Source organism: Neobacillus niacini (assembly GCF_046591715.1).
In the GTDB taxonomy this organism is placed as follows: Bacteria; Bacillota; Bacilli; order Bacillales; family Cytobacillaceae; genus Neobacillus; species Neobacillus niacini_L.
The window spans coordinates 77,962-104,862 of record NZ_JAWVNQ010000011.1; the positions used below are offsets into that span (position 1 = coordinate 77,962).

Sequence of the window (26,901 nt, forward strand, 5' to 3'; positions counted from 1 at the left end):
CGAGAAATCCATATATATAAGAGTAAAAAGCAAACAGGAGTAGAGATCATGGACAAACAAAATAGCAGGTTTAGATGGATTGTATTTGCTTCTGTTCTATTTACATATTTATTGATGTCAAGCCAGCGGACTGCGCCTGGTTTGATCACCGACCAAGTAATGAGGGATTTTAGTGTAACAGCGTCAACGATTGGATTACTGACAAGTATTCAATTTTTTGTGTATACAGGATTACAAATTCCGATGGGGGTTATGGCAGATCGGTTTGGACCTAATTTTTTTCTTATAGTCGGGGCAATCCTAACGGGTTTGGGTACTATTATTTATAGTGTCGGGACACATGAAATTGTCTTATTTTTTGCCAGAATATTAACGGGAACAGGGGACGCGACAATTTGGGTTAATATGGTACTTATTTTAGGTCAGTGGTTTAAAGTAAAGGAATTTGTTCGCTTAATAGGTTTCGCTGGAATGGCCGGAAGTCTTGGATTTCTCATGGCAACCGTTCCGTTCGCTGCATGGATTGATTTACTAGGCTGGAGGCCGGCATTTTTCTCAGTGGGAATGTTATTGTGTCTATGTGGGATTCTACTTTATATGATCCTAATAAAAAAACCAAAACAGCTTTATGCCCAGCCAGTAGTAAAAAATAAGATTCACCGTGAAAAAACAATGGTTACACTTCGTAGAATCTTTTCGAACCGGCAGGCCTGGGCTTTATTTCTATGTCACTTTGGAATCGTGGGTGCGTATGTCGGGTTTATTGGTTCATGGGCTGTGCCTTATGGGATGAATATGTATGAAATGACACGTTCGGAAACGAGTCAACTCATCATGATTGGGATGATTGGGGCACTGATGGGTGCGCCGCTGATGAGTTGGCTTTCAAGCAGGCTGGAAAATATTAAACTGCCATATATCGGCGTTCATATCACGGCTTTATTGTGTTGGACGGCATTTCTATTTTTTAGGGGGATTCCTCCATTATTTATGCTCACTATGCTATTCTTTATCATTGGCTTTGGATATGGAGCAAGTGCCTTAACCTTTGCAATTGTTCGCCAATCATTTTCAATTAAAGACTCTGGCGTTGTCTCTGGATTTGCGAATACGGGTGGATTCTTGAGCGCGGTTCTCTTGCCAAGTATTTTCGGAATAATATTGGATTATTTTCAAGAGTCATCAGGAAGTTTTGGTAATGGATACTTTTACGGTTTCTTTACCCCAGTGATTTTCTCTATGATTGGCTTGATTGGAGTTATTTGTATTAAGGAAAAGCGTAAGGAAGCTGAACGGAGGAGTATAGAAAATTAAGGTACTAGTGTCAAATTTCGGTAAAATACTATCGAGTTTTATCGTTACAACCATTGATATAATTGAGTTTATTATAAAACTAATCAAACGTTTGATTAATATCATAATCAGTCAGATCATAGGAAAGAATGTGACATTTTGGTTTTTATAGAGAAAATAATCGATCTCTTAATAAAGATGTCATTATTTCCTCGACAATTATTGCATGGGAAATTAGCTGGGAATTGCTTTAAAAAAAGAGCCCGACCTGTTTTTAATCAAACGTTTAATTAATGAAACTCTTTAGAAAAAAAGTAGACTTATAGGAAATAATGTAGAATTAATTAGGTTAGGCATTGATTTAAACAATGCCTTTTTTAATTTTATAAACATCTATTGTAGTTATCCTTACCTTGTTTGGTTAACTCTTCTGATTTTTTTCAAATATGATTTGTAGTTTTATTAATAATCCTTTTATTCAATTCTCGCATTAGATTTTAGCATTTCTATGAAGGTCATCGCAGCTTTCGAGAGTATACGTCCCTTTGGCCAAATGAGTATGATTTCCCCCGTTATCGAAATATCTGTAATTTCCATGATATGTACGTGTTGTTGAAATAAAAGTGATGTGGACTTAGGTTGAATCGTTGCTCCCAACCCAGCAGAGAGAAGAGAAAATAATACCGTGAAATCTTGACATTCGCATATGATGTTTGGATAGAATCCATGTTTTTGACACTCTTCCGTAATCGCTTCAAATGAGCCAACACCTTTGCTTCGATGATTTAGCAGCAGTGGGATATTTGCAATTTCCTTCATAGTAATCGTTGTTCTGGATTGGTATTGCTCCCATTGTTTTGGAACGATGAACAGATACTTTTCTTTATGTAATAAAGCGGAATGGAAGCTCATATCACTGGGGACGGGAGCCCGGGTGATAGCAAATTCAATTCTTCTATCCTGTAAATAGTTGATTAATTGCGATGGATCGCCTTCTAGTACTTTATAAGTTAATTTTGGGTACAACTGATGAAAGTCATATAGCTGTTTCGAAAGGGATAAATAAGCATAAGAGCGCAGTGTTCCGATGGATAAGTTCCCACGTAATCCTTCTTTAGATTCTTTAATTTCAGTCACTGTAATATCAAGTAAATCCAATATTTCTAGGGCCCGAGTGTAGAGGGATTTGCCGGCTTCTGTTAAATTAATGTTTCGTCCGTTGCGTTCAAGCAGGGTGACTCCTAATTCATCCTCCATTTGAAGTAGTTGTTGGCTTAGCGGCGGTTGAGCCATGTTCAGTTTCTTTGCGGCACGTGTAATTTGACCTTCTTGAACGATTGTTACAAAATACTTTAACTGTCTTATATCCATGTCTCTTGCCTCCAATATTCTTATATTCCGATATTATCATATATGAAAAACATATACTAATAATAGTAAACAGATATTTGTCATATGTTTTTAGACATGATAGCATGATAATTAAGAATTGTAAGAAAATTAACTTATTTTCGAAAGGGGTTTTAGACATGTTGAAACATGAAGATAATGAATTGTTAACTCGTACTGGTCCGGGCACACCGATGGGGGATTTGTTCCGCAGCTATTGGATTCCAGCGCTGCATGCAGACGAGCTTCCGCATGAGGATTGCCCGCCAGTGAAAGTAAAACTACTAGGTGAGTATTTGGTTGCGCTTCGGATGACGAGCGGAAACATAGTGCTTGCTGAAGAATATTGCCCTCATCGAGCGGCATCGTTATATTTTGGACGAAATGAAGAAGATGGAATCCGTTGTGCATTTCATGGTTGGAAATTCGATAAAGATGGTAATTGCACAGATATTCCATCAGAGCCGCCAGGAAGCAAATTGATGAAAGCTGCCTGTATTAAAACGTATCCGTGTAAAGAATGGGGCGGAATTATTTGGACTTACATGGGTGATAAGTCAAAGATGCCAGAGCTGCCAGAGTTTATATTTGGTTTAGTTCCTGACGGTCATCGTATCGTCACAAAATGGCATCAGAAATGCAACTATGTCCAAGGGATTGAAGCGAATATGGATTCTAGCCATCTTTCATTCCTTCATCAAGGTGGTGCCGGCCGTCTACTAAGTAATGACAGTGAAGTAAAGAATACAATCAAGCATCAAAAGGCACCAGAAATTAAAGCAATCCCAACTGATTATGGTCTCGCTATTGGAGCTGGTCGAAATGCTGGTGAAGGAAAAGTATACTGGAGAGCATCCCAGTTCGTTACACCAAACTGGACCTTTATCCCGCGCAATGATGATGCGACTACCCAGTGCCAGGCATGGGTGCCGATTGATGATGAAAATTGCATGTCTTTTGCCATTTCTTGGCGTACAGACCGTCCAATCAATGCATTCGAACGGACAGCTATTCGATCTGGTGGTCTCATACATGCGCAAGTCAAACAAGGTTCCTTCATACCTGTGCAAAACATGGAGAATGATTATTTGATAAATCGTGAACTCCAAGCTTCTGGGGCTAATTTTACAGGGATAACCGGGGTAGCTGCTCAAGACTCTGCCGTTCTTGAAAGTACGAGAGGAATTCCAGATCGTACTCGTGAAATTTTAGGGACGAGCGATATTGCTATTATTCAAATGAGAAGACTATTGATGAATTCAGCACGTAAGCTTCGGAATGGTGAACCAATCATCCGCCATAACGACGGAGAGCGTTTCAGATATTTAAATGCGACATCCGGTGTTTTGCCAGCTGATCAGGACTTTTATGAAGGTCTGATTGATCAGATTTGGGAGAAAACAGAAGTTAAAGCTTAATCCTTTATTATAAGTAGATGATCCCTGATTTTAACAGGGGATCATCTTTTTTAATCTAAGTTTTTTTGGACTAGCAATGCCATAATTTAGTAAATTTGTATACCACTTTTCTCTTTATTTTATGCTGAAAGTGCTGGGTAACCTAATAATTAACTGAAAATACTAAATATTTTCTATTGACTTTATTTTCAATTAGTATTAAAGTTTGTTTAGTGGTATACCAGTAAGTGCTTACAAAACCAATTTTTAGTGAAGGGGAGAAATCTTGTATGAAAAGAAAGGCATTCATGTTAAGTATTTTTGTTTTTATTGTTTTGATTACGCTTACAGCCTGTGGAGGGGGTTCATCCACATCTACCTCTACTGATTCCTCTGATTCCTCTGATTCAAAGTCAGCATCAGATAAATATGCAGACTATTACGAAGGGAAGAAACTAACTATTCTTGTTGGTTACAATCCAGGAGGTGGTACTGACCTTGAATCACGAATTTTGGCAAAACATATTGTGAAATATTTGCCTGGAAAGCCCAATGTGGTCATTCAAAACCTTCCAGGTGGAGGCGGTATCACTGCGGCCAATCAGCTTTATTTAAATTCAAAACCGGATGGCTATACGCTTGCAACACCAGGACGTACAAGTTGGATTAGTAACGCAATTACAGGGAATGATACAGTAAAATACAAGGTTGATGAGTTAGAATGGTTCGGTTCATCAGGCTCGGGTGCAGAAATTCTTATCACAACAAAAGCGAGCAAAATTAAAACATTGGAAGATTTGAAGAAAGCGCCGAAAGAAAGCCTTGCATTTGGTGCATGGAGCAAAACGTCTGCACCATATGTTGGCCCATATTTGCTAAATAAGTCCGTGGCTCCATCAGTACAAGCTGTAACTGGCTACGGCGGTTCGGGTGACGTCATCCTTGCTATGGAACGCGATGAAATTCAAGGTGCATTCATTGCGCACTCTCCAATTGATCCAAAAGACATCGATAGTGGGAAATATAACCTGCTTGCAACGACAGGGGGATACATTAAGGAAGGTGTACCAAATATCTCTGAGGTATTATCAGGAGATGAATTAAAGATGTTTAATTTGGTGTCAGGTCCAGGGCTTGGGGTACCATTCGTTGGCCCGCCGGGAATGGATCCAAAGCTTGTTGATATTATCAAGGAAGCTTATGCGAAAACCGTTAAAGATCCCGAATTTCTTGCTGAAGTTGAAGCTCAAGGCATTAACTTCTATCCATTGACGGGCGATACTGTAAATGAATTCGTACAAGAGATGCTTAGTACAGATAAAAGTATAGTTGATGCTGTGAACGAGATTGTAGCGGAATAATCACCGCATTTAAAAATAGTCCATTCCAAAGATACTTTTTCGGTAACTTTGGAATGGTAGTTTCTTTAAAACCTAGAGTCATAGTTGCTTCTATGTATTAAGAGGAATTACCAACATGATAAGTTATTACTCTAAGTAGAAATAGAAAAGCCCTTAATTAATCCATTTGGATTATTTAAGGGCTTTTACTATTAAACTATTTCAATTTCATAGAGAGGTATCCAATCCCGATTCCAGTGCCTGCCGGCGTACGGTAAACGGGAATGTAGTGATCCCAATCCCATTGCAAATGTTCGCAGCACGCTGCTAGTGAAACCCAGTTGCGAATTTCACCGCTACCTGCTTTTAAGCGATGTGGCGGCAGTGTCCGGAGTTCGTTCTCTGAACGATTCCTTATTGCATTCAACACTTTTCGGTCGATGTATTCGTCCGTTACGAAGTGACTCAACCCGCCGGAGCAAATAATTGAAACTGTGAAGTCTTCTGGAATATCTTCAATCGCCTTACGAAGTGCACGGCCAATGTCGTATGTACGAGATGATGTCAGCACATTCGGCGGCCGGATGTTCAGATATACCGGAATAATTGGAATTTGTTGATCTGGATCCAATAATTTCGTAATAACCATCCCGTATCCATGTCCATGACCATGCCTTGTTGGGTCTGGCTGCTCGCGAAGCAAGCCACAATCGAAGTGCTGTTCCATCAAAGACTCTATCAACTGTCCTGCAACTTTCGAGTTACTTGGCCAGTAGTTGTTTTTATCCATCCACTTCAATTCGCTGGCCCGTTGGAATTTATCTGTGCTTGGATCCAGCACTGGGCGCTTGTTCGTAAGCTCAAGACGTCTGCGCTCATCTACACTGATTAAGTGCTCTCCCTGATAAATCGCCAAAGCAGGGATGTTTGAATCCTGAAGAAACTCTCCTGGATGGTCATTTGCAATAATAACGATCAAATCAGGGTTTGCTTTTTGAACTTCCGCCTTTAACTTTTCGAAGTAAACGTTCATCTCATTGTAATTTTCAAGAAGTTTTTCGGGTGTTGCAAGATGGGCAAATGCATTATTTCTTTGCTTCGCTAATTCTTCATAGGATACATGTTTTCCTGTTTCATCGAAGAGTCCGTTATGATTTTCGTCATTTCCTACCCAAACAGGCCAATCTTGACCTTCCATAGCCATCATTGGACTGTGCGACATTCCGATTCCTTGAATAATCCGTGCCATATTATCCCTCCAATCTGATTTTAATAGATGTATGCTAAAATTGTATACCACTAATTTAAATCTAACAAAGAGATAAAGGTCCGTCAAGGTCTTTTTATAATAGATTCATATATCTTTAATATATGAAAAATATCCTAAAAAACCTTAATTATCAATGTTTATCGTTGAAAAATCTTTTTTCTCAGAATCAGTAAAGAACTAACGATTCAGCTTGACTTCGTCAGAATAGTTTGATAATATTACATTAAGTGGTATACCAGTAACTTGTAAAATGATTTTATCAAACATATAAAGGATGGATGAAAAAATGATTATTGATAGTCATGGTCATACGTCTGCTCCGGCAGAAGTATATCTTTACCAATCGAAATTAATCGCGAGCCGGGGTTATCCGATTCAAAACCCGCCGAAGTTAAGTGATGACCTCCTTGAAACTTCTCTTCAAAAACATATTGCGCTTCTTGATGAAGTGGGTACAGATCTCCAATTAATCTCACCGCGTCCTTATCAAATGATGCATTCAATTGGACCGGGGACAATTGTTCACAAGTGGACATCTTATGTAAACGATATCATTGCGCGTCAAGTAAAATTGCATCCTGATCGTTTCGCTGGTGTTGCAGGATTACCTCAAGTTCCAGGTGAACCAATTGAGAATTGTTTGCCAGAGCTTGAACGTGCTGTGAAAGAGCTTGGGATGGTGGGGCTTCTGATTAATCCGGATCCAATGGAAGGAGGACATCCACAAGCGCCAGGGCTGGGAGATGAGTACTGGTACCCGTTATATGAGAAAATGGTGGAGCTTGATGTTCCAGCTCTTATACACTCAGCGAGCTGCTGTTCTCCGCGTGTATCGTATACGCTGCACTTTATCAATGAAGAAAGCATTGCGATTATGTCTCTTCTTGACAACAAAGTATTCGAGAAATTTCCTAAGCTAAAGATTATTGTAGGCCATAGTGGAGGCGCTATTCCTTACCAAGTGGGACGTTTCCGTGCTTGGCGTATACGTAAGAACGAAAGTGATTTTGATACAGACTTAAAGAAATTGTACTTTGAAACATGCAACTATTCGAAAGAATCCCTTGAACTTCTCTTCAAAGTTATCGGGCCGGACAACGTCCTCTTCGGTACAGAGAAACCGGGTACTGCATCCGCTAAGGATCCTAAGACAGGGCTTTGGATGGACGATTTGAAGCCGGTTGTTGAAAGTATTGATTTCTTGACGGAGGAAGATAAGAAAAAGATTTTTGAAGGAAATGCGAAGAAATTGTATAATTTAAATAGAGTAAATAGTTTTATGGCTTTATAATCATAATTTTCTATCTGCACACGGCAGGCGCATAAGCGGGCAATTGGTATTCCATTGCTCGCTTATATATATTTTACATAAGGGCGTTGAAGCGATGAAAGAAGAAAAGGAAATTAAACGTGATCAAGTAATTGAGTATATTTTTCATGCAATCAAAAATGGGGAGCTTGAGACCGGACAGTCACTTTCAGAACGTTCCATCTCCGAGCGGCTTGGCTTAAGCCGTACCCCTGTTCGAGAAGCGTTCCGTCAGCTTGAAAGTTTAGGGCTTATTAAACTGGATCCGCATAAAACTGTCGTGGTGGCCTCTATGTCTCTTTCGAGAGTAGAGCAGTTGTATCAGATCCGAGAGGTGCTAGAGGGCCTTGGGGCTAAATTGATTGCAGAGAAGCAAGATAAGGAAGCGATTAAACAACTTCAAAACTATTTAAAGGAAGCAGAGTATGCTATTGAAAAGAAAGAGATTATTCAACTTTCTAAAATCAATACCGAGTTCCACTTGACGATTGCAAAAGGGGCGCACAACGTCTATCTGTTAAACATAATGAATATGCTTCAGACACATATTGGTTTATTTATGTCTACATCTCTTTCTTCTGATGGACGTCCTGAACAAAACTTGCAGGAGCACAAAATGATTGTAAATGCAATTGTGGAAGGTGATTCTGATTTGGCTGAATCTCTTGCGAAATATCATGTTCGCCGCGCATACAAAAATGCGATTTTAGAATTGCAAGTTGATTCGAAATGGATAAGTGATTAATTGGGACATCATATAGTAAAGTTCTATTAATATTGGTGATGATAGAACCAATTAAGAGGGAATAAGGAAAACTATTGGCAGTAATGGAGGAAGAATTGCACGTTTAACGATTCTTCGTCCATTACTGCCAAGCGCAAACAAAACCGAGGGTCAGCGGACACCTCGGTTTTTTGCGTTTGGCAGCGCTTTGCTATAATGGGTGAAAGTCCCTTACAAGGCGTTGTAGCGGCGATTTATAGTTGATAAGGAGTATATCAGTATCTTTAGATTTCGTATGGAGGATCTGGAGGAGAAAGCCGGGACGGGGAGCTGAAACTAAGCTTGCTGGTGGGATGGGATAACCTTGCGAAAGATGGGGTTGTCAATTCCACTCTGCTTCTTATTGGATAGGAGGGCTAGATACAAGTGAAAGGCGCATGAATATTTTCATGCGCCTTACTCTATTAATCTCTTATTAAATTAGCTAAGCACTGCGATAAACTCAATTTGAATATGTGCGCTGTTATTAGGTTCGTACAGTGTGATGTGGCGAACAGGGCGATCATTCTCATTTGGGAACATCTTCATCCATTCTTCATTCACAAGTTCCCGCAGCGAGTTGTCTGTTAAATTTACTGTGAATTTCGCAATATCATCCGTTGTACCGCCTGCATCTTCTACTAGTGTCTTAATATGTTCGAACACAAACTTTACTTCGTCCTTCACATCTGATGGGAGCTTCCCGGTTTTAGGGTCTTTACCTGAAATCGCTGAAGAAAACACCATGCTGCCGATTTTGATTCCCATTGGAATCGGAGCTTTATGCTCTACTCCTGGTACATATAAACGTTGTCTAGTCATAACTATCCCCATTCTCTTTTTCTGTGTCTTTTGATATTTTTTCTATTAATTTTGTTGGTTTTAATACTTTTCATAGATATTGTAATTGGGAACTACTGAAACCATGAAAATATAGCACCTTGTTCAACAAACATTTCAGTCATTTCTTGGAATCCTAAAAACAACGCTGCCATGCACACTGCAAAAATAATGGATTTCCACCAACGGATTTTTCCAACCACAAGCAGATACACGAGTGTAAATATTGGAAGTACATATAGAAGGCCAAATAAATAAGCAGCTAATGCGAGCCCGAATATCCAGGCAAAGATGCCGAATACACGCTGCCTAAAGAGATTCGGTGATTCAAGCACGTCAGGAGGCAAGTCGAAATGCATCCCTGCGTTTCTTTGTTTCCCAAATAATTCAGTCAATAATTGGCCGAGAAGAACTAAGAACATTAAAGCTAATATAAGGGTCGGATAACGTGCTGCTTGATCCGGCCATGAGATCGTTGGGACGGCGAACCATACCGTTACAGCGATCATAATGAGGGTGAACCATGTGCCATTGTGCTTAATACGCCAACCGATACTTTTCGGAGGTTGTTCCTGCGGTTTATCTTCACCATCAATATGTGGATCCGTTTTCTGACGGTTCGAAAGAATTGAAAAGATAATTCCGATAACAATTAATGCGATTAGGACAAGACTTATTGGACGTGTGAGCCATGAAAACCCAAAAATACTCATGCTCACGTTTAAGTTTGATTCAATTGATTTACTTAGCACTATACCGATTAAGAATGGTGCACGCGGCCAGCTGAGTTGCTTGAATGTATAACCGATGACTGCCAAAATTATTACGATATAAATATCTAACATACTCTTGTTTGTATAGTAAGAAGCCAAGAACATAACTGGAATGAGCACTGCTGACAAGTAGTAGAAAGGGGTATAGGTAACTTTAACGAGAAAACCGGCACCAAAGAAGCAAATTGCAGCTCCTAAGATATTCGCAATCCCTAACCCCCAAACAAGAAAGTACACGAGGGAAACGTTGTTGACATCAGAAAGCATAACTGAACCGACTTGAACTCCGTGTGATAACATAACGACAAGCAAAAAGGCCATCGACGTACTGCCTGGAATCCCGAAACCTATAGTTGGAATCAAACTGCCGCCGTAAACGGCATTGTTTGCTGCATCAACACCTATAATTCCGCGTACATCTCCTTTGCCAAATTGACTCTTATCTTTCGATGACTGGACGGTAACCCCATATGCAATCCAGTCTACTGCGGCACTTCCAATTCCAGGAATAGCACCTATAATCGTACCCAGACCAGAAGATAGGAAAACGAGGCGCCAATTTCTTATAGCATCTTTAAATCCCTGTAATTGACCTTTGAGTAATTTTTTCTCCACAGGAGCCTCAGAAACAGTACCTCTGCCTACGACGAGACTGATGAGCTCTGGAATCGCAAACAAGCCAATACCGGCAAGTGTTAAAGAGATTCCATTTAAGAAATAGGAATTACCGAATGTCCATCTTTGAAAACCTAAGTTCGGATCTGTACCAATCGTGCCAATTAACAACCCGAGACCACCAACGAAGAGACCTTTGTATAGAGATTTTCCTGTTAGAGTAGCAACCATACTCACCCCCCATAAGGACATGAGAAGGAACTCTGGGGCCCCGAACAAAAGTACAATTGGTCGAATGACTGGTATTGACAACGACAATATCAATGCACCGAAAATCCCGCCAATCATTGATGAGAAAAATGATGCACCCAAGGCTCGAGCACCTTGTCCTTTCTTTGTCATAGAAAATCCGTCGAGTACAGTTGCTTGGGAGCTTGCTGAACCTGGAATTCCGAGTAGAATTGCCGGTATTGAGTCACTTGTTACACCAGCAGCGAGAAACCCAATCATTAATGCAAAAGCTGAATACGGCTCCATAACAAATGTAAACGGCAACATAATACCTAACATGCTTACGGATCCTATCCCAGGGATAATCGCAATAGTCATCCCAGTCAGGACTCCGACGACTATCCACATCAACGACCCAAAACTGAGAACTTGTGAAAGTCCTGTAAATACTGCATCAATCATATATCCATCTCCCAGTCTGAAAAATTTATCTATGTAAACGCTTTTATTTATCTCCTAATATAACGCTAATGGTATACCGTAGTCAAGGCGTTTTTTCTATATTAATCTATTAAATTTCAATTAAAAAAACCTATTGCAAAGGTGGAGTATTACTGATTTATAAGGATTTTCTTTTTTATATGTATCTATTTTTCTAATTATTCTTAATGTTGACACGATTTTATTTTGTGTGTAATATTGTCAGTAATGGTATACCACTAAAGACATTAATGATTTAGAGCTTGGAGAATTAATTAGAGCTTGGAGGACTGTTTTATTATGAGTGAAGAGCAAGATCGCTATCGCATTATGCGTTTGGAGAAACTCGACAGTTGTGCAGTTTCCGATGCATTAGATGCTTTGAATCTTCCGGGATCAGTGATCGGTTTAAAGAAAGTATGGGATTGCGGACGCGTTGTTGGACGTACGGTAACGGTAAAGCTTATACCTAAGAAACCGGATGCTATCAGTCACCGTCATTTAGGTACAAGTGCAGTGGAAGCTGCAAATGATTTAGATGTTGTAGTTGTTGATAATCAAGGTCGCTTAGATTGCGGAGCTTGGGGTGGAATTTTATCTTTTGCATCTAAGGAGAAAGGCATTCGCGGAATCATCATCGATGGAGCTTGTCGTGATGCTGATGAATGCCGGGAAGTGGAGCTTCCAGTATGGTCTAAGGGAACAGTTGCCCGTACGGCTCGAAATCGTATAGTAGAGCATTCTTTTAATGAAGAAGTACAGGTGGAAACTGTGACGGTTAGTCCTAAAGACTATGTGATTGCAGACATGAGTGGAGTGGTGTTCATTCCTTCTAAGCATGCAGATGAAGTAATTACTAAAGCGGAGCAGATTTATTCTAAAGAACAGGCAATGATTAAGGATATTAAAGCAGGGAAAGCAATTACAGAGGTTATGGGTAAAAATTATGAAACCATGCTTGAGGGAGGTAATAAATAATGGACACCAAGTTAAAACGATTCGAGCGTTTCAACACTTCGGGGATTTCTGATGCAATGGATAAACTCGGGGTACCTTGCCAATGCTTCGGAATTAGACCCCTATCACTAAACTTTAAAACACTCGGGCGTGCATTTACCGTGAAGTACGGTCCAGTTGGAACAGTTAAAGGAACAGTCGGCGATTATATCGACGATGTTGAATCAGGGCAAGTGGTAGTAATCGATAACGAGGGACGACTTGATGCTACGGTATGGGGAGACATCTTAACAACTTTTTCAAGCATGAGGGGTATTGCGGGCACTGTAATCAACGGTGTGAATCGAGATACTGATCGGAGTTTGGAGCTAAATTATCCGATTTTCGGACTTAGCAATTATATGAGAACGGGAAAAGACCGCGTACAAGTTGAAGGAATTAATGTACCCGTTACTTTAGGGGGGATTCGAGTTGTAGAAGGAGACATCATCTTGGGTGATGCAGACGGAGTAGTTGTAATACCGCAAGAGCTTGAAGATAAGGTATTTGAGATTGCGACGGAAATTGAGGATGCTGAAGATAGAATTCGTGCTGAAATTGACAAAGGGTATTCCTTAAGAGAAGCTCGCGAACGCAACGGTTATCATAAACTTCAGACGAAAACAGGATATTAAGGAGTTAATTTTATGCGTATTTCTGACGAAGTAATTAAAAGAGCATCGGCACTGTCTTCCGCGACCCTGCATGAAGCAGGCGGTAAAATTGGTGCACTTCCATCAGCGATTAAACCAATTTCACCGGAGTACAAAATTTGTGGACGTGTTACAACGGTTCAATCTCCTCCAAGTGATAATTTATGGCTGCATCGGGCCATTTATGAAGCAGAACCAGGTACAATTCTCGTTGTTGACGTAAATGGTAAGTATGAACATGGCTACTGGGGAGAAATCATGGCCGTTGCGGCACATATGCGAGGCATTCAAGCGCTTGTCATCGACGGTATGGTGCGTGACCGTGATCAAATGATTAAGATGAATTTTCCTGTGTTCTCTCGCGGACTTTGTATTCGTGGTACAGGTAAAGATTTCAATGCGTTCGGACGTATTAACGAGCCGATTCGTATTGAAGGCATTCAAATACACCCTGGCGATCTGCTCTATGGGGATGGTGACGGTTGTATCGTACTTCCTGCTGAAAAAGCAGAAGAGATCGTAAAAGCTGGCGAAGAACGTGAAGCGTATGAGGAAAAAATTATCGCAGATTTGAAAGCGGGTGCATCAACACTAGATATTTATAATTTCAGGCGTTAAATAAATTTTTAGGGGGATTTTTAATGACCGTTCAAACAGTACAAACCGTTCAAACTGGATTAACAAAAGAACTTGCTCGAAACATCATAAACACAACTTACGATGATATTCCACAGAATGTACGTGAACATGGAATCCGTTCGATGTATAACTGGCTCGGCGTAGCGATCGGCGCGTCTAATCACGAATCCGTTGATATGGCTCTTAGTGTAGCTTCTGCAGTTGAAAGTGCGGGTCAAGTTCAAATACTTGGCCGAAATGAGCGTGCTGACTTACTTCATGCCACATTCATCAACGGGATGTCTTCCCATATTTTTGACTTTGATGATACTCACTTGGATACGATTCATCACCCTTCGGGACCAGTTGCTCCAGTTGTATTCGCTCTTGGTGAAGTCAACGGGTACAATGAAAAGGATATGATTCGGGCATTCGTGCTTGGTGTAGAAACAGAACTCCGCATTGCGAATGCAGTATGCCCATCGCACTATGATTTGGGTTGGCATATCACAAGCTCAGCAGGGGTGTTTGGCTCTGCGGTAGCTGCAGGTATTCTTCTTGATTTGGACGAAGAACAAATGGTATATGCTCTTGGCATTGCTGGTACACAAGCATTTGGTCTTCGTGAAATGTTCGGTACAATGACAAAACCGTTCCATCCGGGCAAAGCAGCACAAAACGGTTTATTCGCAGCCATGCTCGCAAAGCGCGGCTTCACGAGCTCTGTTCAAGTGCTTGAAGCTAAGCGCGGGTTCGCAGCTGTTACTGCTCCTGAGTACAATTTGGATGAAGTGAACATTAACTGGGGAGAGAATTGGGAAACGCTTAAAAATGCATTCAAGCCTTATGCTTGCGGCATCGTTCTTCACCCAGCTATAGATGCATGTATCGAACTTCGCCAATATGCGAAACCAGAAGAGGTCGAAGCAATTCAAATCACAGTTAACCCATATGTTGCGGAACTAACAAGTAAGCCATCTCCTGCAACAGGGCTTGAAGGAAAGTTCTCGATTTTCCACACTTGTTCTGCAGCGTTTATCGACGGTGATGCAGGTGAAACGCAATATTCAGACGACCGGGTAAACTCAGAAGACCTGCTCTCATTCCGTCCTAAAATCAAGACGATTGTAGACGAGAACATGTCTGAAGAAAAAGCATATGCGGTGCTTTACACGAACGACGGCCGCCAATTTGATGTGAAAATCGACCATGCAACTGGTTCCTTAGAGAACCCAATGACAGATGAAGCACTTAAGAAAAAGTTCATGAACCTTGTGACTCCAGTGCTTGGTGAAGACAAAACACAAATGCTTACAGAAAACTTTTATAGATTCTCGGAAGTTTCATTTAAGGATGAAATACTCCCGTACTGTGTAGGTAATAAGTGAGAAGCAATGCCAATTGGCGGCTATATACAGCTTGGGTTATGACGGCGCTAGCAGCGGGTTCGTTTGTATGGACGATGACGTTGCCAGCGTCTTCGTCTCTTGCAGGACTTAATCCTAATGGATGGAGGGTACTCGCTGTTCTTACGCTTGCAATTATCCTCTGGTTCACGATGGTTATCCCCGCTACGCTCACGAGTTTGCTCGTCGTATTACTATTAAGTACCTCTGGTGCACTCACATTCGATCAAGCTGCTCTTTCCCTCGGTCAGAAAGAAGTGTGGCTTGTATTTTCTATGCTCATTTTTAGTGCAGCGCTTACAGGACATGGTCTCGACAAGCGGATTGCGTATTACATGCTTATGACGGCCCGCGGAAATCTGAGACAACTACTTTTTATGCTTATGTTATTTGGGTTTATGTTAACTTTTTTTATGACTAATGCATTCAGTCGCCTTTCCATGCTTCTGCCGATTGCTGCAGGGCTGGTAACGACACTCAAGGATCGTAGTACAAAAGGATTCGCACCAGCACTATATCTGCTTATCGTTTTCGTTCCATATATCAGCTCGACGAGTGTGATAACGGGATCTGGAGGTGCAATCTATGCAGCAGGTTTATTTCAATCCATGCTTAACTTTGAGTGGAGCTATCTACAGTGGCTGCTCATGATGGCACCTATTAGTTTACTAACACTTATTTTACTGTGGGGTGTACTTGTTGTACGTTTCAAGGTTCCAAGCGGGGACAACGCTGAAGAACTAATTCCTTATTTTAAATCAGAAATGAAGCAGCTTGGGGCGATGAAAGATTCAGAAAAAAAGTTACTTTTAATAGCTTTGCTACTTGCCGGCTTGTGGATGACCTCTGATTGGCATGGTATGACGCCGGCTATAAGTGCACTTGCTGCTGCTTGTGCTTTGTTTTTTTTCCGTCTTATTTCATGGAAAGAAGCCGTGACCAAAATTGATTGGGGTGTAATATTTATGTTTGCGGCAGGATTTGCAATCGCAGACGGTTTAAGGATAAATGGGGTTGTGGACTGGCTGTTCACCATGATGCCGCCAAACTTAAATAATATGACTGCGTTCAGTGTAGCGGTCTTTATGCTCGTCATCTTCACGGTTATTCGTATCGGCTTCACGAACAACACAGCAATGGTCGCATCTCTCATGCCTCTTGCACTCTTGTTCGCACAGACCAGTCCGCACAACACACAATGGATTGGGATGATCACCCTCGTTGCTTGCTCTAATGGCTACTTTTTCCCAACACAATCGAGTGGCAGCATGCTCGTGTATCAGTTGGGCAGCTTCTCATCTCGCAATTTCTGGAACTTTGGCGTGCTGATTACGATTCTTATGTCAGGACTTACACTTCTATTTGCATTTTTCTTCTGGCCTATCGTCGGTCTTAACAAATAAAACTCGTTGGTGAATTACAAACAATAGCACTGAAATTGTTGATATATAGGTTTATATAAAAGTATAAGTGTACTCTTGTTTACACTCATTATTGTTTTAGAGTAGAATGATTACTTCTACTCTTATTTTTTTTGAAATTTATGACCAGGAGAACCGTCCCCATGGTCCCGAGGTGATAGGATGTTTCATACATATTTAGATCAAACGATAAGTTTTGAGATCAGGTATAAAAAGCGTACATCTATGAGTATTCATATAGATCGTAATGGATATATTGAGGTTCACGTTCCGAAAGGGATATCAGATGAACTGGTGATTCGAGCGGTGGAGGAAAAATGGGATTGGATTCAGGAGAAGTTACATGAAATGCAGGATAGAATGAATGGTCCAAAGATAAAGGTCTATGAACATGGAGAAATCTTTCTTTATCTAGGAAAGGAATATCCCATTCAGGTTTCTCAAGATATAAATATCCAACAAGACTTTGCAGTATTTGAAGATGGAAAGTTACATATAGTTGTGAAACAGCTTGAAGATGAAAAAATAAAACAGGCGTTAAAACGATTTTACTATCAGCAGTGCAAAATGTTAGTTAGTAAGAGTATTCGAATCTATCAAAGTAACTTTAAATTAAAACCACGATCTATCACTATCACTGATAACAAGACCAACTGGGGAACCTGTGATTCCAAGCAGCGGTTAACCTTCAATTGGAGACTGGCGATGGCACCACAGCAGGTAATCGACTATGTAGTGGTACACGAAATGTGTCATATGGTTCACCTGAATCATGATCGCTCCTTTTGGCGGCTTGTGGGTAAAATCATCCCAGATTATGAAGAGCAAGAGAACTGGTTAGCTTTATCTAGCTGGAAAATGACTGTCTAATGAATGAAACGGATATACTTGTGCTAGGGTAATAGCAAGGACAATGGAGGATATTGAAAATGGAAAATAATGATATATTAATTCGATTACGGTATGCATTGGATATAAAAGATACAGATATGGCAGAGATCTTTAAACTTGGCGGTATTGATATAACAAAAGATGATGTGCTTAAAATCCTGACAAAGCCAAAAGATGGCTATGAGGACGAATATGACTATGCTGGTGAGTTGATCGAGGATGAAGACCACATAAAATGTACGAACAGAATGTTAGAGTCATTTTTGAATGGTTTTATTACGTTTAAAAGAGGAAAACAAGAACCAAAGCCTGGACAGGCTGATCATCCAGAGCCATCAAAGACTAGAGAAAATGTCAACAATATGCTGTTAAAGAAAGTGAAGATAGCGCTGGCATTAACAAGTGAAGAGATGCTTGATATATTTGAAAAGGCTGGAATTACAGTAACAAAAGGTGAATTAGGCGCAATGTTAAGGAAAGAAGGACATAAGAATTATAAACAGTGCCTAGATAAATATGCTAGAAATTTCTTAAAAGGATTAGCTTTAAAATATAGGAATTGAGAGAAAAGGTTGTATTGTTGGGATTGCACTACATAGATTAGCACTTCAGATTGTAGACAAAAGGCATTCGAATGCTGTAATTCGGATGCCTTTACTAATTCTTTGTAATCGTTCATTTTTAACTAGTGGATGCTATTTTTTTTCCTATAAAATGTTGGGGATACTCCCTCTATATTCTTGAAGGATCGGCTGAAAGTATGTATGGATTTAAAACCAAATTGTGATGCGACCTCATTAATGGGTACATCAGAATATTGAATCATTTCTTTTGCTTTTTCAATTCTTAACTGTAATTGATACCTAATTGGAGTCACTCTGTAGGTTTCTTTAAAAAGTCTTAGTAAGTGGTATTTACTTATGTTAGTTATTTTTTCTAGTTCCTTGAGATTGACTTCCCGGTCGATGTGGTGGGATAAATAGGCTTTTACCTTTTGCAGGTCATCCCAATATTTTTGTATTTGAATGTTGTTTTGATAATGTAATTCCCGATACAAATGACTCCATAATTGTGAAAAAAGCCCTTGGATATTTAGTTCAAAGAAAGGCAGCTTTTGATCGAATTCTTTTATCATTTCAAATAATATATTCTCAACGATAATTGGATTTTTCATCCTTATGACAGCTGGGATTTGAGTAGGATAATAACGTGTAATATCATCACGAAACCAGGACATTTCTTCAGCAGACTGTTCATTTAATTGATTGAAAGATACCTTTACATCTGGACTATCATCTTGATAATAAAAATCAAAATGAATATGGGGTTGATGAATAGGTAATTTATTTATTGCTTTTATTATGTGGCTTTGCTTTGGTCTTAAGAAAATGATGTCACCTGGAATGCAATGATAAGACTCCTCGCCAATTATAGCTAATAATTCTCCCTCTTTTAAATAAATAATCTCATGATCAAAAATGACTCTATTAATATAAAAATTAGATTCTACTCTGCTGTCCATCGCTACTCGAATGTAAGGGGTAAGATTTTTAATTTCCATATTATTAGTTAAACCCTTTCAATTTGTGTTAAAAAAAGATTTAAAATAATAAAATTAAACTTTCTTAATTATATGAGTATTCTTCTTTTATTAAACCGAAATCATAGAGTAAAAACAATAGTTGTTAAATAGAAAAAGCAATTATTGTTAAAAAGTTGTAAATATAGGCTAAAGACAATTTATTCGAAACGATTCTATAATGTATTCAAAGAGCCCTGAAGAAGGAGTGAATAAATTGGAAAAATTTAATGGGTTAGGAATGGGATTACATAACATTTCTTTGCTATCTTCAGCGAAAAGTAGATCTATCAGTGCTGAAAATTTCACAGGTGAAAAAGGCAAGGGGGGAATGGCTGCGGAGGGTACGGGTAAAGAATGTGCTAGAGAATTAGGAATTGGCTGGAAGGTTTCACCGTCTGTATTAATTAAAGCACAAAGCCAATTTACCATTGCGGACATTCATGATTCTGGCGCCATTCAACATATGTGGATGACTACTGGAAAAGAAAGTTTTAGGACGCTTATCATTAAAATTTACTGGGACGGTGAACAAAATCCATCTGTTAATGTTCCGATGGGGGATTTCTTCTGTAACGGATGGGGTGAAAGGGTCAATGTGAATTCGCTGCCAATCGTTGTGAATCCTGCTGGAGGATTTAACAGTTATTGGGAGATGCCATTTAGAAAGTCAGCAAAAATAGTAATAGAGAACATTGGTGAAGGTGATGCTATTTTATATTACCAAATTGATTATACGTTAACAGAAGTTCCAGACAATGCGGCCTATTTCCATGCGCAATGGAGAAGGGAAAATCCATTGAAATATAAAGAGGTGTATACAATCCTAGATGGAGTTAAAGGTCAAGGTCATTATGTAGGTACCTATCTAGCGTGGCAAGTAAACAATAATGGCTGGTGGGGAGAAGGGGAGATTAAATTTTATCTTGATGGTGATGAATACCCTACCATAGTTGGCACAGGAACAGAGGATTATTTCGGAGGGGCTTGGAATTTTGAACATCCACAAGGTCAGTATGGATCATATTCTACTGCATTTCTAGGTTTGCCTCAGGTTACACAACCGGATGGATTATACCGTTCACAGCAAAGATTTGGTATGTATAGATGGCATATTATGGATCCAATTCGATTTGAAGAAGATCTAAAAGTTACAATTCAGGCTTTAGGCTGGAGGTCGAAGGGGAGATATCTGCCACTACAGGACGATATTGCATCCGTAAGTTATTGGTATCAAGCTGAACCTCATGCCCTAATGCCAGATTTACCAGGCAAAGATAAGCTTGAAGTAATATAAATTATTGTTACATGAGTATTGTGTGCTGATTGTTGCGTTGTTTGTTTGGAACTAAAAAAACCTGAAAGTGACTTGTCACTTTCAGGTTTTTAAGATTAGTCCTCAATAATATCTTTACGATTCTTCTTAAAAATCTTCGATAATACTTCATAAACAATTGGAACAACAATGAGTGTTAATAATGTTGAACTTGCTAAACCGCCGATTACGGTTATCCCAAGACCTTTTGATATTAACCCGCCGCCGCCTGAGCCAATGGCTAATGGAATTAACGCACCGATGGTAGCGATAGCTGTCATTAGAATTGGACGGAGACGTGTTGCTCCCGCTTCTAGTACTGCTTCACGCATCGTCAAACCATCACGTTCCATGTGAATAATTCGGTCGACGAGTACGATCGCATTCGTTACAACAATACCAATTAACATTAATAATCCCATCATGACGGATACAGAAATGGTTTCGTCTGCTATTAATAAACCAACAAACGAACCAATCACTGCGAATGGTAATGAGAATAGGATCGCAAACGGTGCAACACCTTCACGGAAGGTAACAACAAGGATAAAGTATACAATTGCAATTGCTGCAAGCATAGCCATACCAAGCTGTGTGAATGTCTCGGTCATATCTGCCTGAACACCTGCTACACCAATGGTAACACCCTTCGGTAAATCTAATTTATCAATTTCCTTATCTACTTCAGCTGTTGCTTTTGAAATATCCTTATCAAGGATAGTCCCTGAAACCGTTGCATAGTATTCACCTTTGCTGCGAGCAAGGGTATTTAGTGTTGTACCTTTTTCCACTGTTACTAGTTCAGAAAGAGGCATTGTGGTTCCAAGTGCTGTCGGAACTTGTGCTGCTAATAGATCGTCAATTGATTTTGGCTGTGCAGTTTGTTCCTGCTGAACGATCACTTCTAATTCGTTACCGTCTTTTTCAACCGTTGTTAATACATCTTGGGTTTTTGCTGGGTTTAACATCATAACAATTTGACCCGTTGTTAAACCATACTGCAGCAATTCATCTTGTTCCACTTTGAATGTATATTCAACGTATGCTTCCTCAGCGCTTGAAGAAACATCTTCTAAGCCGTCATTTTTACTCAAAACGTCTTCTACCATTTTTACAGCTTCATTTAGTTTATCTAAATCTTCACTGTAGAACGTGTAGCTGACCTCATTTGTTGACATTGACATAGAAGTGAAGTTTTGGCTTTTCCACTCCCCCGATTGACCAATGTTGAACACATATTCTTCAATTTCTTCACGAACTTCCGGGAAATTTTCCATTTCTGGATCGAAAATAAGGTACATTAACGCACCATCTCCGCCGCCGCCCATCATGGCAGCCATCGGATCGCCGCTTTCAGTGATAGATATCTGAACGATATCAATATCTTCACGTTTTAACATTTCTTCTTCTACAGCTTCTACGTTCTTTAAGGTTTCATCTTTTAACTCACCAGCTTTTGGTGTGTATGTTAAGTACATAACTTTTTCTTCTTCACTGCCCATGAAGCTGAACCCGATTATTGGGGTTAATGCCAAACTGCCGACTAATAAAACAACAGCAATGGCAGAAGTAATGACTTTATGGTTCAGAGTCCATCTAAGGATGCCTTTGTACCAGTTCGCTAGCTTGCCAACTTCTTTATGACTGCTTTCTGTTTTCTCACTATATAACTTTTTCTTAAATAAGAAGTGACTCAATGCAGGTACGATGGTAATCGCAACAACCAAAGAAGCGCCGAGTGCAAATGTCATGGTTAGAGCGAACGGCATGAATAACTCACCGACCATACCGCCGACAAAGATCAGAGGTGCAAATACTGCAACTGTTACTAAGGTTGATGACAGAATAGGTTTGAACATTTCAATGGTCGCTTCACGGACAAGCGCACGCCCTGATAGTTTTTCTTCTTTTAAATGAAGACGACGATAAATATTTTCAACTACTACAATCGAATCATCGATAACCCGGCCGATTGCAACTGTAATGGCACCAAGAGTCATAATATTAAGCGTGATTTCCATCCAGTTTAAAATCATTAATGCCATGAAAATTGAAACTGGAATCGACACGATCGAGATAATTGTTGATTTAAAATCACGAAGGAATAAAAGTATGATTAATACAGCGATTAAACCGCCAAATAATGCTTTTTCCACCATTGTTTTAACAGATTCTTCAATGGGTTCGCCTTGGTCGAGAGAAACTTCAACTACCAGACCATCAATTTTTTCTTTTTGTTCCTTGATTAAATCTTTCACACTGTTGACAACGTCGACAGTGTTCGCTTCTTGACCTTTAACGATTTGAATCGCAATCGCATCTTCACCATTTGTTCGTGAAATCGATTGTACTTTACCAATTACTTCTATTTCAGCGATATCGCTAAGCTTCACAAATGGCAAAGGCTGTGTTTGTGATGGCGTTACAGGAATCAGCATTTCCTTTAATTCATCTGCGGTCATGAACTTTCCATCTATTGCTACAGCCTGCTCGCCTTCTTCAAATTCATAGAGACCTAATGAAACCGCTAGGTCACTTGCTTGAATCATTTGCTTAACAGTATCTTCTTTTAAACCATATTCAGCCATTTTTGCATCGTTATACGTTAGCTGAACTTCTTCTATATGTTGACCTGTTATGGTTGCAGAGGCAACTCCATCAATTTTCTCGATTTTCGGGAGGATAACATCCTCAACAGTTGAAGTTAATTCAACGATATCCTCTTTTGTACTGCTTACACTAAGTGCAACAACCGGCATCATATTCATGCTGATTGCAGTAATAATTGGTTCTTGTGCATTCTCTGGCAGCTTGACGGCCTCTAATGCGGATTTTAATGCACGATTTGCTTCGTCCATATCTTCACCGTATTCATATTCAACTTGAATACTAGACATGTTAGCATTGGAATTGGAATAAACCGATTTTACACCCTTGAGGTTTTCTATTGCTTTCTCTAAAGGCTTGGAGACATCCTCCATTACCTGCTCTGGAGTTGCTCCGGGATATACGTCCATTACCATTAAGTATGGAATTGAAATATTTGGTATAGTCTCCATATTCATTTTAGTACCTGAATATATACCAGATACCGTAATAATGATGGTAAGTAACCATACTGCTAATTTGTTTCCTAGAACAAAGTTAACTAAACCTTTCACACTTACACCTACCCTTAATTGACTTATCGAACCCATTTACTTATAATACTGACTAACCGGTCATCTGTCAATGATTGAACCTAGGAGTGAACAATAGAAGATGAAAAAACAATTAATCATGGAAAAGGCGATCGAACTCTTTGCGAAGCAGGGGTTTGAAGCCACATCTGTACAGCAGATCACAGAACATTGCGGCATTTCAAAAGGTGCTTTTTATCTGTCTTTTAAGTCAAAAGATGAATTAATAATAGAGATAATCGATCACTTTATGATTCAATTCACTTCGGAAGTTGACTATCTAGTCAGAAGTGCAAAAGATGAGGAAAATCTTCTCTATCAATTTTATTATGCGGTATTTAATTCATTTCAAAAGCATTCTGATTTTGGGAAAATACTAATCAAAGAGCAATCTCGTTCATTTAATGAAGATTTCATCGTAAAAATGCGTTACTATGAGAGACTAATGGATAAAAGTATTCTTTCGATGGTAGAGATTTTGTATAGAGAAGATAGAGTAAAAGAGATAAAATATGACTTAGTGTTTTGCATCAAAGGCTTTATGAGTATGTATTCTCAGCTGTTTTTGTTCTATAACATACCATTAGATTTGGATTTATTATCAAAATCACTGGTAGAAAAAACAAATCTGCTTGCTAGAAATTCTACCGTTCCATTTATTTCAAAAGGCCTTATTGAGGTGTTGGAAGAGCCGGCATTAGAGGATTTAACAAAAGAACAGATTCAAAAACTAATTGATCAAGAAATAAAAGAAATGGAAGAGTCAGTAGAAAAGGAAACTTTGGTATTATTAAAAGAGCAGTTACATGAATTAACATTTAGCAGGGCAATTATTAAGGGATTACTCCAAAATATCCGAAATCATCCCCAAACTAAATGGATATCATATTTACTGGATCGTTTTTTTAATAGCTAGAGTTAAAGAGAAGCAAGTAGACTTAGTCTCACATTTGACAAGTCTACTTGCTTTTTCTTTATTCAATAACACCAGATTCTGAAATTTTGACATCTGTCTTAATTTTTACTACAAGGTCTTTGTAGTGATTTTCTCTCCATTTCTTGACATCAAAATTCCTGGTCTGTGTTTTTACAAAGTGACCGAATCCTACCGGATCTATTTCTTTATCTTTAAAACGTTGTATCAACTTAAGGCATTCTTTCTGAATATCCTCTCTGAATTGCTGTTGTAATTCATGAATCTTTTTTGGTGTAAGTTCTTGGCCGGTAAACTCATTAATGATTCCGTCCACTTCGATTTCTATGGTGATTTCAGTTGGTTCTCTTTTTGTCAAAGTATATTTGTGGGAAGAATGTATGCTTCTGACTGCTGCTTCGCCGCCGCTCTCTATTTCGACCTTATGTAGACCTTCACTGTATTTGTCAACTAGCAGCTTGAAAAAAAACATTTCTTCCGATGGTATGAAATCAACTATTTTTCCGTATTTGAGCAGGGATATCCCATTGATTTTCATTTTATCCTTTCCGATTTTCTTTAGCTGCGGTATATAGGGAGTTTTCCCTTCCTGATAAAAATCGGCCAGAAACAGCTGTAGATTTGTTTTTGGCAAATCCTCATGCTTGATGTTATGTTCCATTAACTTAGAGATGTAAGTAGCATTCCCTCTTACCCCATATTGTCCGCCCAGTAGTTCCTTTGTTTCTCCGTCAACCACTGCTAAATAGAGACCTGACCCAACTCCTGGATCCCTTTGAAAAGGGTCAACCAGTGGTAGAATCCCCACTTTTTCAGTTAACTTCTTACTAAATAAGACGACAGAAAGGCTTCCAGTAACAATTGGATCTGCGGTTTGCTGCTGGATATCCTGAAGAATTGATTTCTTTATTTCTGCTTTTGCTGAATAGATGTTGTTTCTAGGTGCTTCATCAGGTAAGTAAACCGGAATGACTACTGTGCCAAGGATGTTTTTTTCATCAATATAGTCAAAGCCAATTCCTTCGATTAGGCTAATGTCATCCAATATCTCTTTTTTTACACAGCCGGTCAAACTGAAGACGATGAATACAGATGCTATTAGCTTACATAGGTGTCCCACGATTTCTCACCTTCTTTGCTATTAACGTACCGCAAAACAATAACGGAACGTATATGATATTGAAGTAAAAACCTACCTTTGCTGTGGTATCTGTCAGAATGTTAATTTGTTCCCTTGTTGAGATCAAACTGGTGGCGATTAAACATAGAATTGCAATGAAAGGAACAGAAGTTTTCTGGCGAATGGAAGTAAGCTGTTTCGTTAATCGACTTGCACACCATACGCAAATACATATATTCGGTAATATGACTAAACTCCAATTCGCGATGCCAATATATTCAAAACGCTCAACGAATGGCAATGTAATCACTTTCCACATCGCTAAGGTTGGCCACACATTTTTTTGCAATTGTGCCTCTGAAAAATATCCATAAGCAAGAACAGCTAGATAGGTGTAAAAAAGGGTGGTAAATAATGCACCGAAATGAGCCCACTTTTCACTTTTTTCTGGCTTTTGGATAAAAGGGTAATAAAATAATAAGGTTTCAAATCCTATAACAGTAAATGACATATCACGACTGGCGAGGAGAAGCTCCTTAACCGAATGATCAAAAATGGGCAGCAAATTCGTATAGTCTGAATACGGAATGATAATAACAAACAACAAAGCGATGTAAAAAGGTAAGATTACTGAGAAAAAGGCGATTCCTGTTACTGTTCTAAAGCCGCCATATGTTATATAAATCACTAATAATAGAAAGGCAAATGCAAACCAAAAAGTTTCTAGCTCTGGAAACATCCAGACTTGAACAATCTCTATATAACTCCGCAAAACCGTTACGCTAAATAAACAAAAGTATAGAATAAAAATCGAACTAAGAATCTTTCCAACTTTTTTTCCAAAAACAAAGGTATGAATAGAAGTCAAATCCCCGTCTGCTATCTTTAACATTTTAAACATCATCCATAAAATGATATGAACCATTAACCCTGTTAAGATAATGGACATCCAGGCATCATATCCTGCGGATTCAGCAATAATTCTTTGGAATCCTAGAATCCCAACTCCTACCTGCATGGAATGTATAAGGAAAAATAGGAGGAAAGGAGATATTTTTCTCTTTTCTGGAACATTTGAATTCATGAGCG

The 26,901-nt window shown here is 39.2% G+C and carries 22 protein-coding genes; 14 read left to right on the forward strand and 8 right to left on the reverse strand.

Annotation, left to right across the window (positions count from 1 at the left end):
- Positions 1–48: 48 nt before the first annotated feature.
- Positions 49–1,314 (forward strand): MFS transporter, encoded by a 1,266-nt coding sequence (locus tag SFC47_RS20750; RefSeq protein WP_411256396.1) that lies wholly within the window; start codon positions 49–51, stop codon positions 1,312–1,314.
- Positions 1,315–1,767: 453 nt separating this feature from the next.
- Here SFC47_RS20750 and SFC47_RS20755 read toward each other — a convergent pair whose 3' ends face one another.
- Entirely contained in the window at positions 1,768–2,664 is an 897-nt protein-coding gene (locus SFC47_RS20755) for a LysR family transcriptional regulator (protein WP_411256397.1), read from the reverse strand.
- 158 nt (positions 2,665–2,822) lie between these two features.
- On the opposite strand from SFC47_RS20755, the gene SFC47_RS20760 reads away from it, so the two are divergent.
- Both SFC47_RS20760 and SFC47_RS20765 read left to right on the forward strand, forming a co-directional pair.
- A complete protein-coding gene (locus SFC47_RS20760) occupies positions 2,823–4,100 on the forward strand; it encodes a Rieske 2Fe-2S domain-containing protein (protein WP_411256398.1) in 1,278 nt (425 codons plus the stop codon).
- 269 nt (positions 4,101–4,369) lie between these two features.
- Positions 4,370–5,440: a tripartite tricarboxylate transporter substrate-binding protein gene (locus SFC47_RS20765; protein WP_411256399.1), complete on the forward strand. Its 1,071-nt coding sequence runs from the start codon at positions 4,370–4,372 to the stop codon at positions 5,438–5,440.
- 196 nt (positions 5,441–5,636) lie between these two features.
- Here the strand turns inward: SFC47_RS20765 and SFC47_RS20770 are convergent, their stop codons facing one another.
- Complete coding sequence (locus tag SFC47_RS20770) at positions 5,637–6,668, reverse strand: DODA-type extradiol aromatic ring-opening family dioxygenase (protein ID WP_411256400.1); 1,032 nt, start codon at positions 6,666–6,668, stop codon at positions 5,637–5,639.
- Between the two features lie 307 nt (positions 6,669–6,975).
- Here SFC47_RS20770 and SFC47_RS20775 point away from each other — a divergent pair, with 307 nt between their 5' ends.
- Positions 6,976–7,980 (forward strand): amidohydrolase family protein, encoded by a 1,005-nt coding sequence (locus tag SFC47_RS20775; RefSeq protein ID WP_411256401.1) that lies wholly within the window; start codon positions 6,976–6,978, stop codon positions 7,978–7,980.
- Between the two features lie 94 nt (positions 7,981–8,074).
- Entirely contained in the window at positions 8,075–8,743 is a 669-nt protein-coding gene (locus tag SFC47_RS20780; RefSeq protein ID WP_411256402.1) for a GntR family transcriptional regulator, read from the forward strand.
- Between the two features lie 459 nt (positions 8,744–9,202).
- On the opposite strand, the gene SFC47_RS20785 is transcribed toward SFC47_RS20780, so the two are convergent.
- Positions 9,203–9,583: a RidA family protein gene (locus SFC47_RS20785; RefSeq protein ID WP_411256403.1), complete on the reverse strand. Its 381-nt coding sequence runs from the start codon at positions 9,581–9,583 to the stop codon at positions 9,203–9,205.
- A 92-nt stretch (positions 9,584–9,675) separates the two neighbouring features.
- Complete coding sequence (locus SFC47_RS20790; RefSeq protein WP_411256404.1) at positions 9,676–11,682, reverse strand: tripartite tricarboxylate transporter permease; 2,007 nt, start codon at positions 11,680–11,682, stop codon at positions 9,676–9,678.
- A gap of 348 nt (positions 11,683–12,030) precedes the next feature.
- Here SFC47_RS20790 and SFC47_RS20795 point away from each other — a divergent pair, with 348 nt between their 5' ends.
- From SFC47_RS20795 to SFC47_RS20825, 7 genes are all read left to right on the forward strand, one after another.
- The gene (locus SFC47_RS20795) at positions 12,031–12,678 is read left to right on the forward strand and encodes an RraA family protein (RefSeq protein ID WP_411256405.1); all 648 of its coding nucleotides are present in this window, start codon (positions 12,031–12,033) and stop codon (positions 12,676–12,678) included.
- Entirely contained in the window at positions 12,678–13,331 is a 654-nt protein-coding gene (locus SFC47_RS20800; protein WP_411256406.1) for an RraA family protein, read from the forward strand. The genes SFC47_RS20795 and SFC47_RS20800 overlap by 1 nt, the downstream gene beginning before the upstream one ends.
- A gap of 12 nt (positions 13,332–13,343) precedes the next feature.
- On the forward strand, positions 13,344–13,967 hold the full coding sequence (locus SFC47_RS20805; RefSeq protein ID WP_411256407.1) for an RraA family protein: 624 nt from the start codon (positions 13,344–13,346) through the stop codon (positions 13,965–13,967).
- Positions 13,968–13,990: 23 nt separating this feature from the next.
- Positions 13,991–15,355, forward strand: a complete 1,365-nt coding sequence (locus SFC47_RS20810) for an MmgE/PrpD family protein (protein WP_411256408.1) — start codon at positions 13,991–13,993, stop codon at positions 15,353–15,355.
- Positions 15,356–15,429: 74 nt separating this feature from the next.
- The gene (locus SFC47_RS20815) at positions 15,430–16,776 is read left to right on the forward strand and encodes an SLC13 family permease (protein ID WP_411256409.1); all 1,347 of its coding nucleotides are present in this window, start codon (positions 15,430–15,432) and stop codon (positions 16,774–16,776) included.
- 180 nt (positions 16,777–16,956) lie between these two features.
- Positions 16,957–17,664, forward strand: a complete 708-nt coding sequence (locus SFC47_RS20820) for a M48 family metallopeptidase (RefSeq protein WP_411256410.1) — start codon at positions 16,957–16,959, stop codon at positions 17,662–17,664.
- A 53-nt stretch (positions 17,665–17,717) separates the two neighbouring features.
- The gene (locus SFC47_RS20825) at positions 17,718–18,248 is read left to right on the forward strand and encodes a YehS family protein (protein ID WP_411256411.1); all 531 of its coding nucleotides are present in this window, start codon (positions 17,718–17,720) and stop codon (positions 18,246–18,248) included.
- A 122-nt stretch (positions 18,249–18,370) separates the two neighbouring features.
- Here the strand turns inward: SFC47_RS20825 and SFC47_RS20830 are convergent, their stop codons facing one another.
- Positions 18,371–19,246, reverse strand: a complete 876-nt coding sequence (locus tag SFC47_RS20830) for a helix-turn-helix domain-containing protein (protein WP_411256412.1) — start codon at positions 19,244–19,246, stop codon at positions 18,371–18,373.
- A 226-nt stretch (positions 19,247–19,472) separates the two neighbouring features.
- Between SFC47_RS20830 and SFC47_RS20835 the strand changes: the two genes are divergently transcribed.
- Complete coding sequence (locus tag SFC47_RS20835; protein WP_486348380.1) at positions 19,473–20,561, forward strand: glycoside hydrolase family 172 protein; 1,089 nt, start codon at positions 19,473–19,475, stop codon at positions 20,559–20,561.
- 95 nt (positions 20,562–20,656) lie between these two features.
- Here SFC47_RS20835 and SFC47_RS20840 read toward each other — a convergent pair whose 3' ends face one another.
- Positions 20,657–23,740 (reverse strand): efflux RND transporter permease subunit, encoded by a 3,084-nt coding sequence (locus SFC47_RS20840; protein ID WP_411256458.1) that lies wholly within the window; start codon positions 23,738–23,740, stop codon positions 20,657–20,659.
- 100 nt (positions 23,741–23,840) lie between these two features.
- Between SFC47_RS20840 and SFC47_RS20845 the strand changes: the two genes are divergently transcribed.
- Positions 23,841–24,674, forward strand: coding sequence for a TetR/AcrR family transcriptional regulator (locus tag SFC47_RS20845; protein WP_411256414.1), 834 nt, complete (start codon positions 23,841–23,843; stop codon positions 24,672–24,674).
- 58 nt (positions 24,675–24,732) lie between these two features.
- On the opposite strand, the gene SFC47_RS20850 is transcribed toward SFC47_RS20845, so the two are convergent.
- Together SFC47_RS20850 and SFC47_RS20855 are read right to left on the reverse strand one after the other, a co-directional pair.
- Positions 24,733–25,812 carry a Ger(x)C family spore germination protein gene (locus SFC47_RS20850; RefSeq protein ID WP_411256415.1) on the reverse strand — a complete coding sequence of 360 codons (1,080 nt, stop codon included), beginning with the start codon at positions 25,810–25,812 and terminating at the stop codon, positions 24,733–24,735.
- Entirely contained in the window at positions 25,796–26,896 is a 1,101-nt protein-coding gene (locus tag SFC47_RS20855) for a GerAB/ArcD/ProY family transporter (RefSeq protein WP_411256416.1), read from the reverse strand. Before SFC47_RS20855 ends, SFC47_RS20850 begins: the two co-directional genes overlap by 17 nt.
- Between the last annotated feature and the right edge of the window lie 5 nt (positions 26,897–26,901).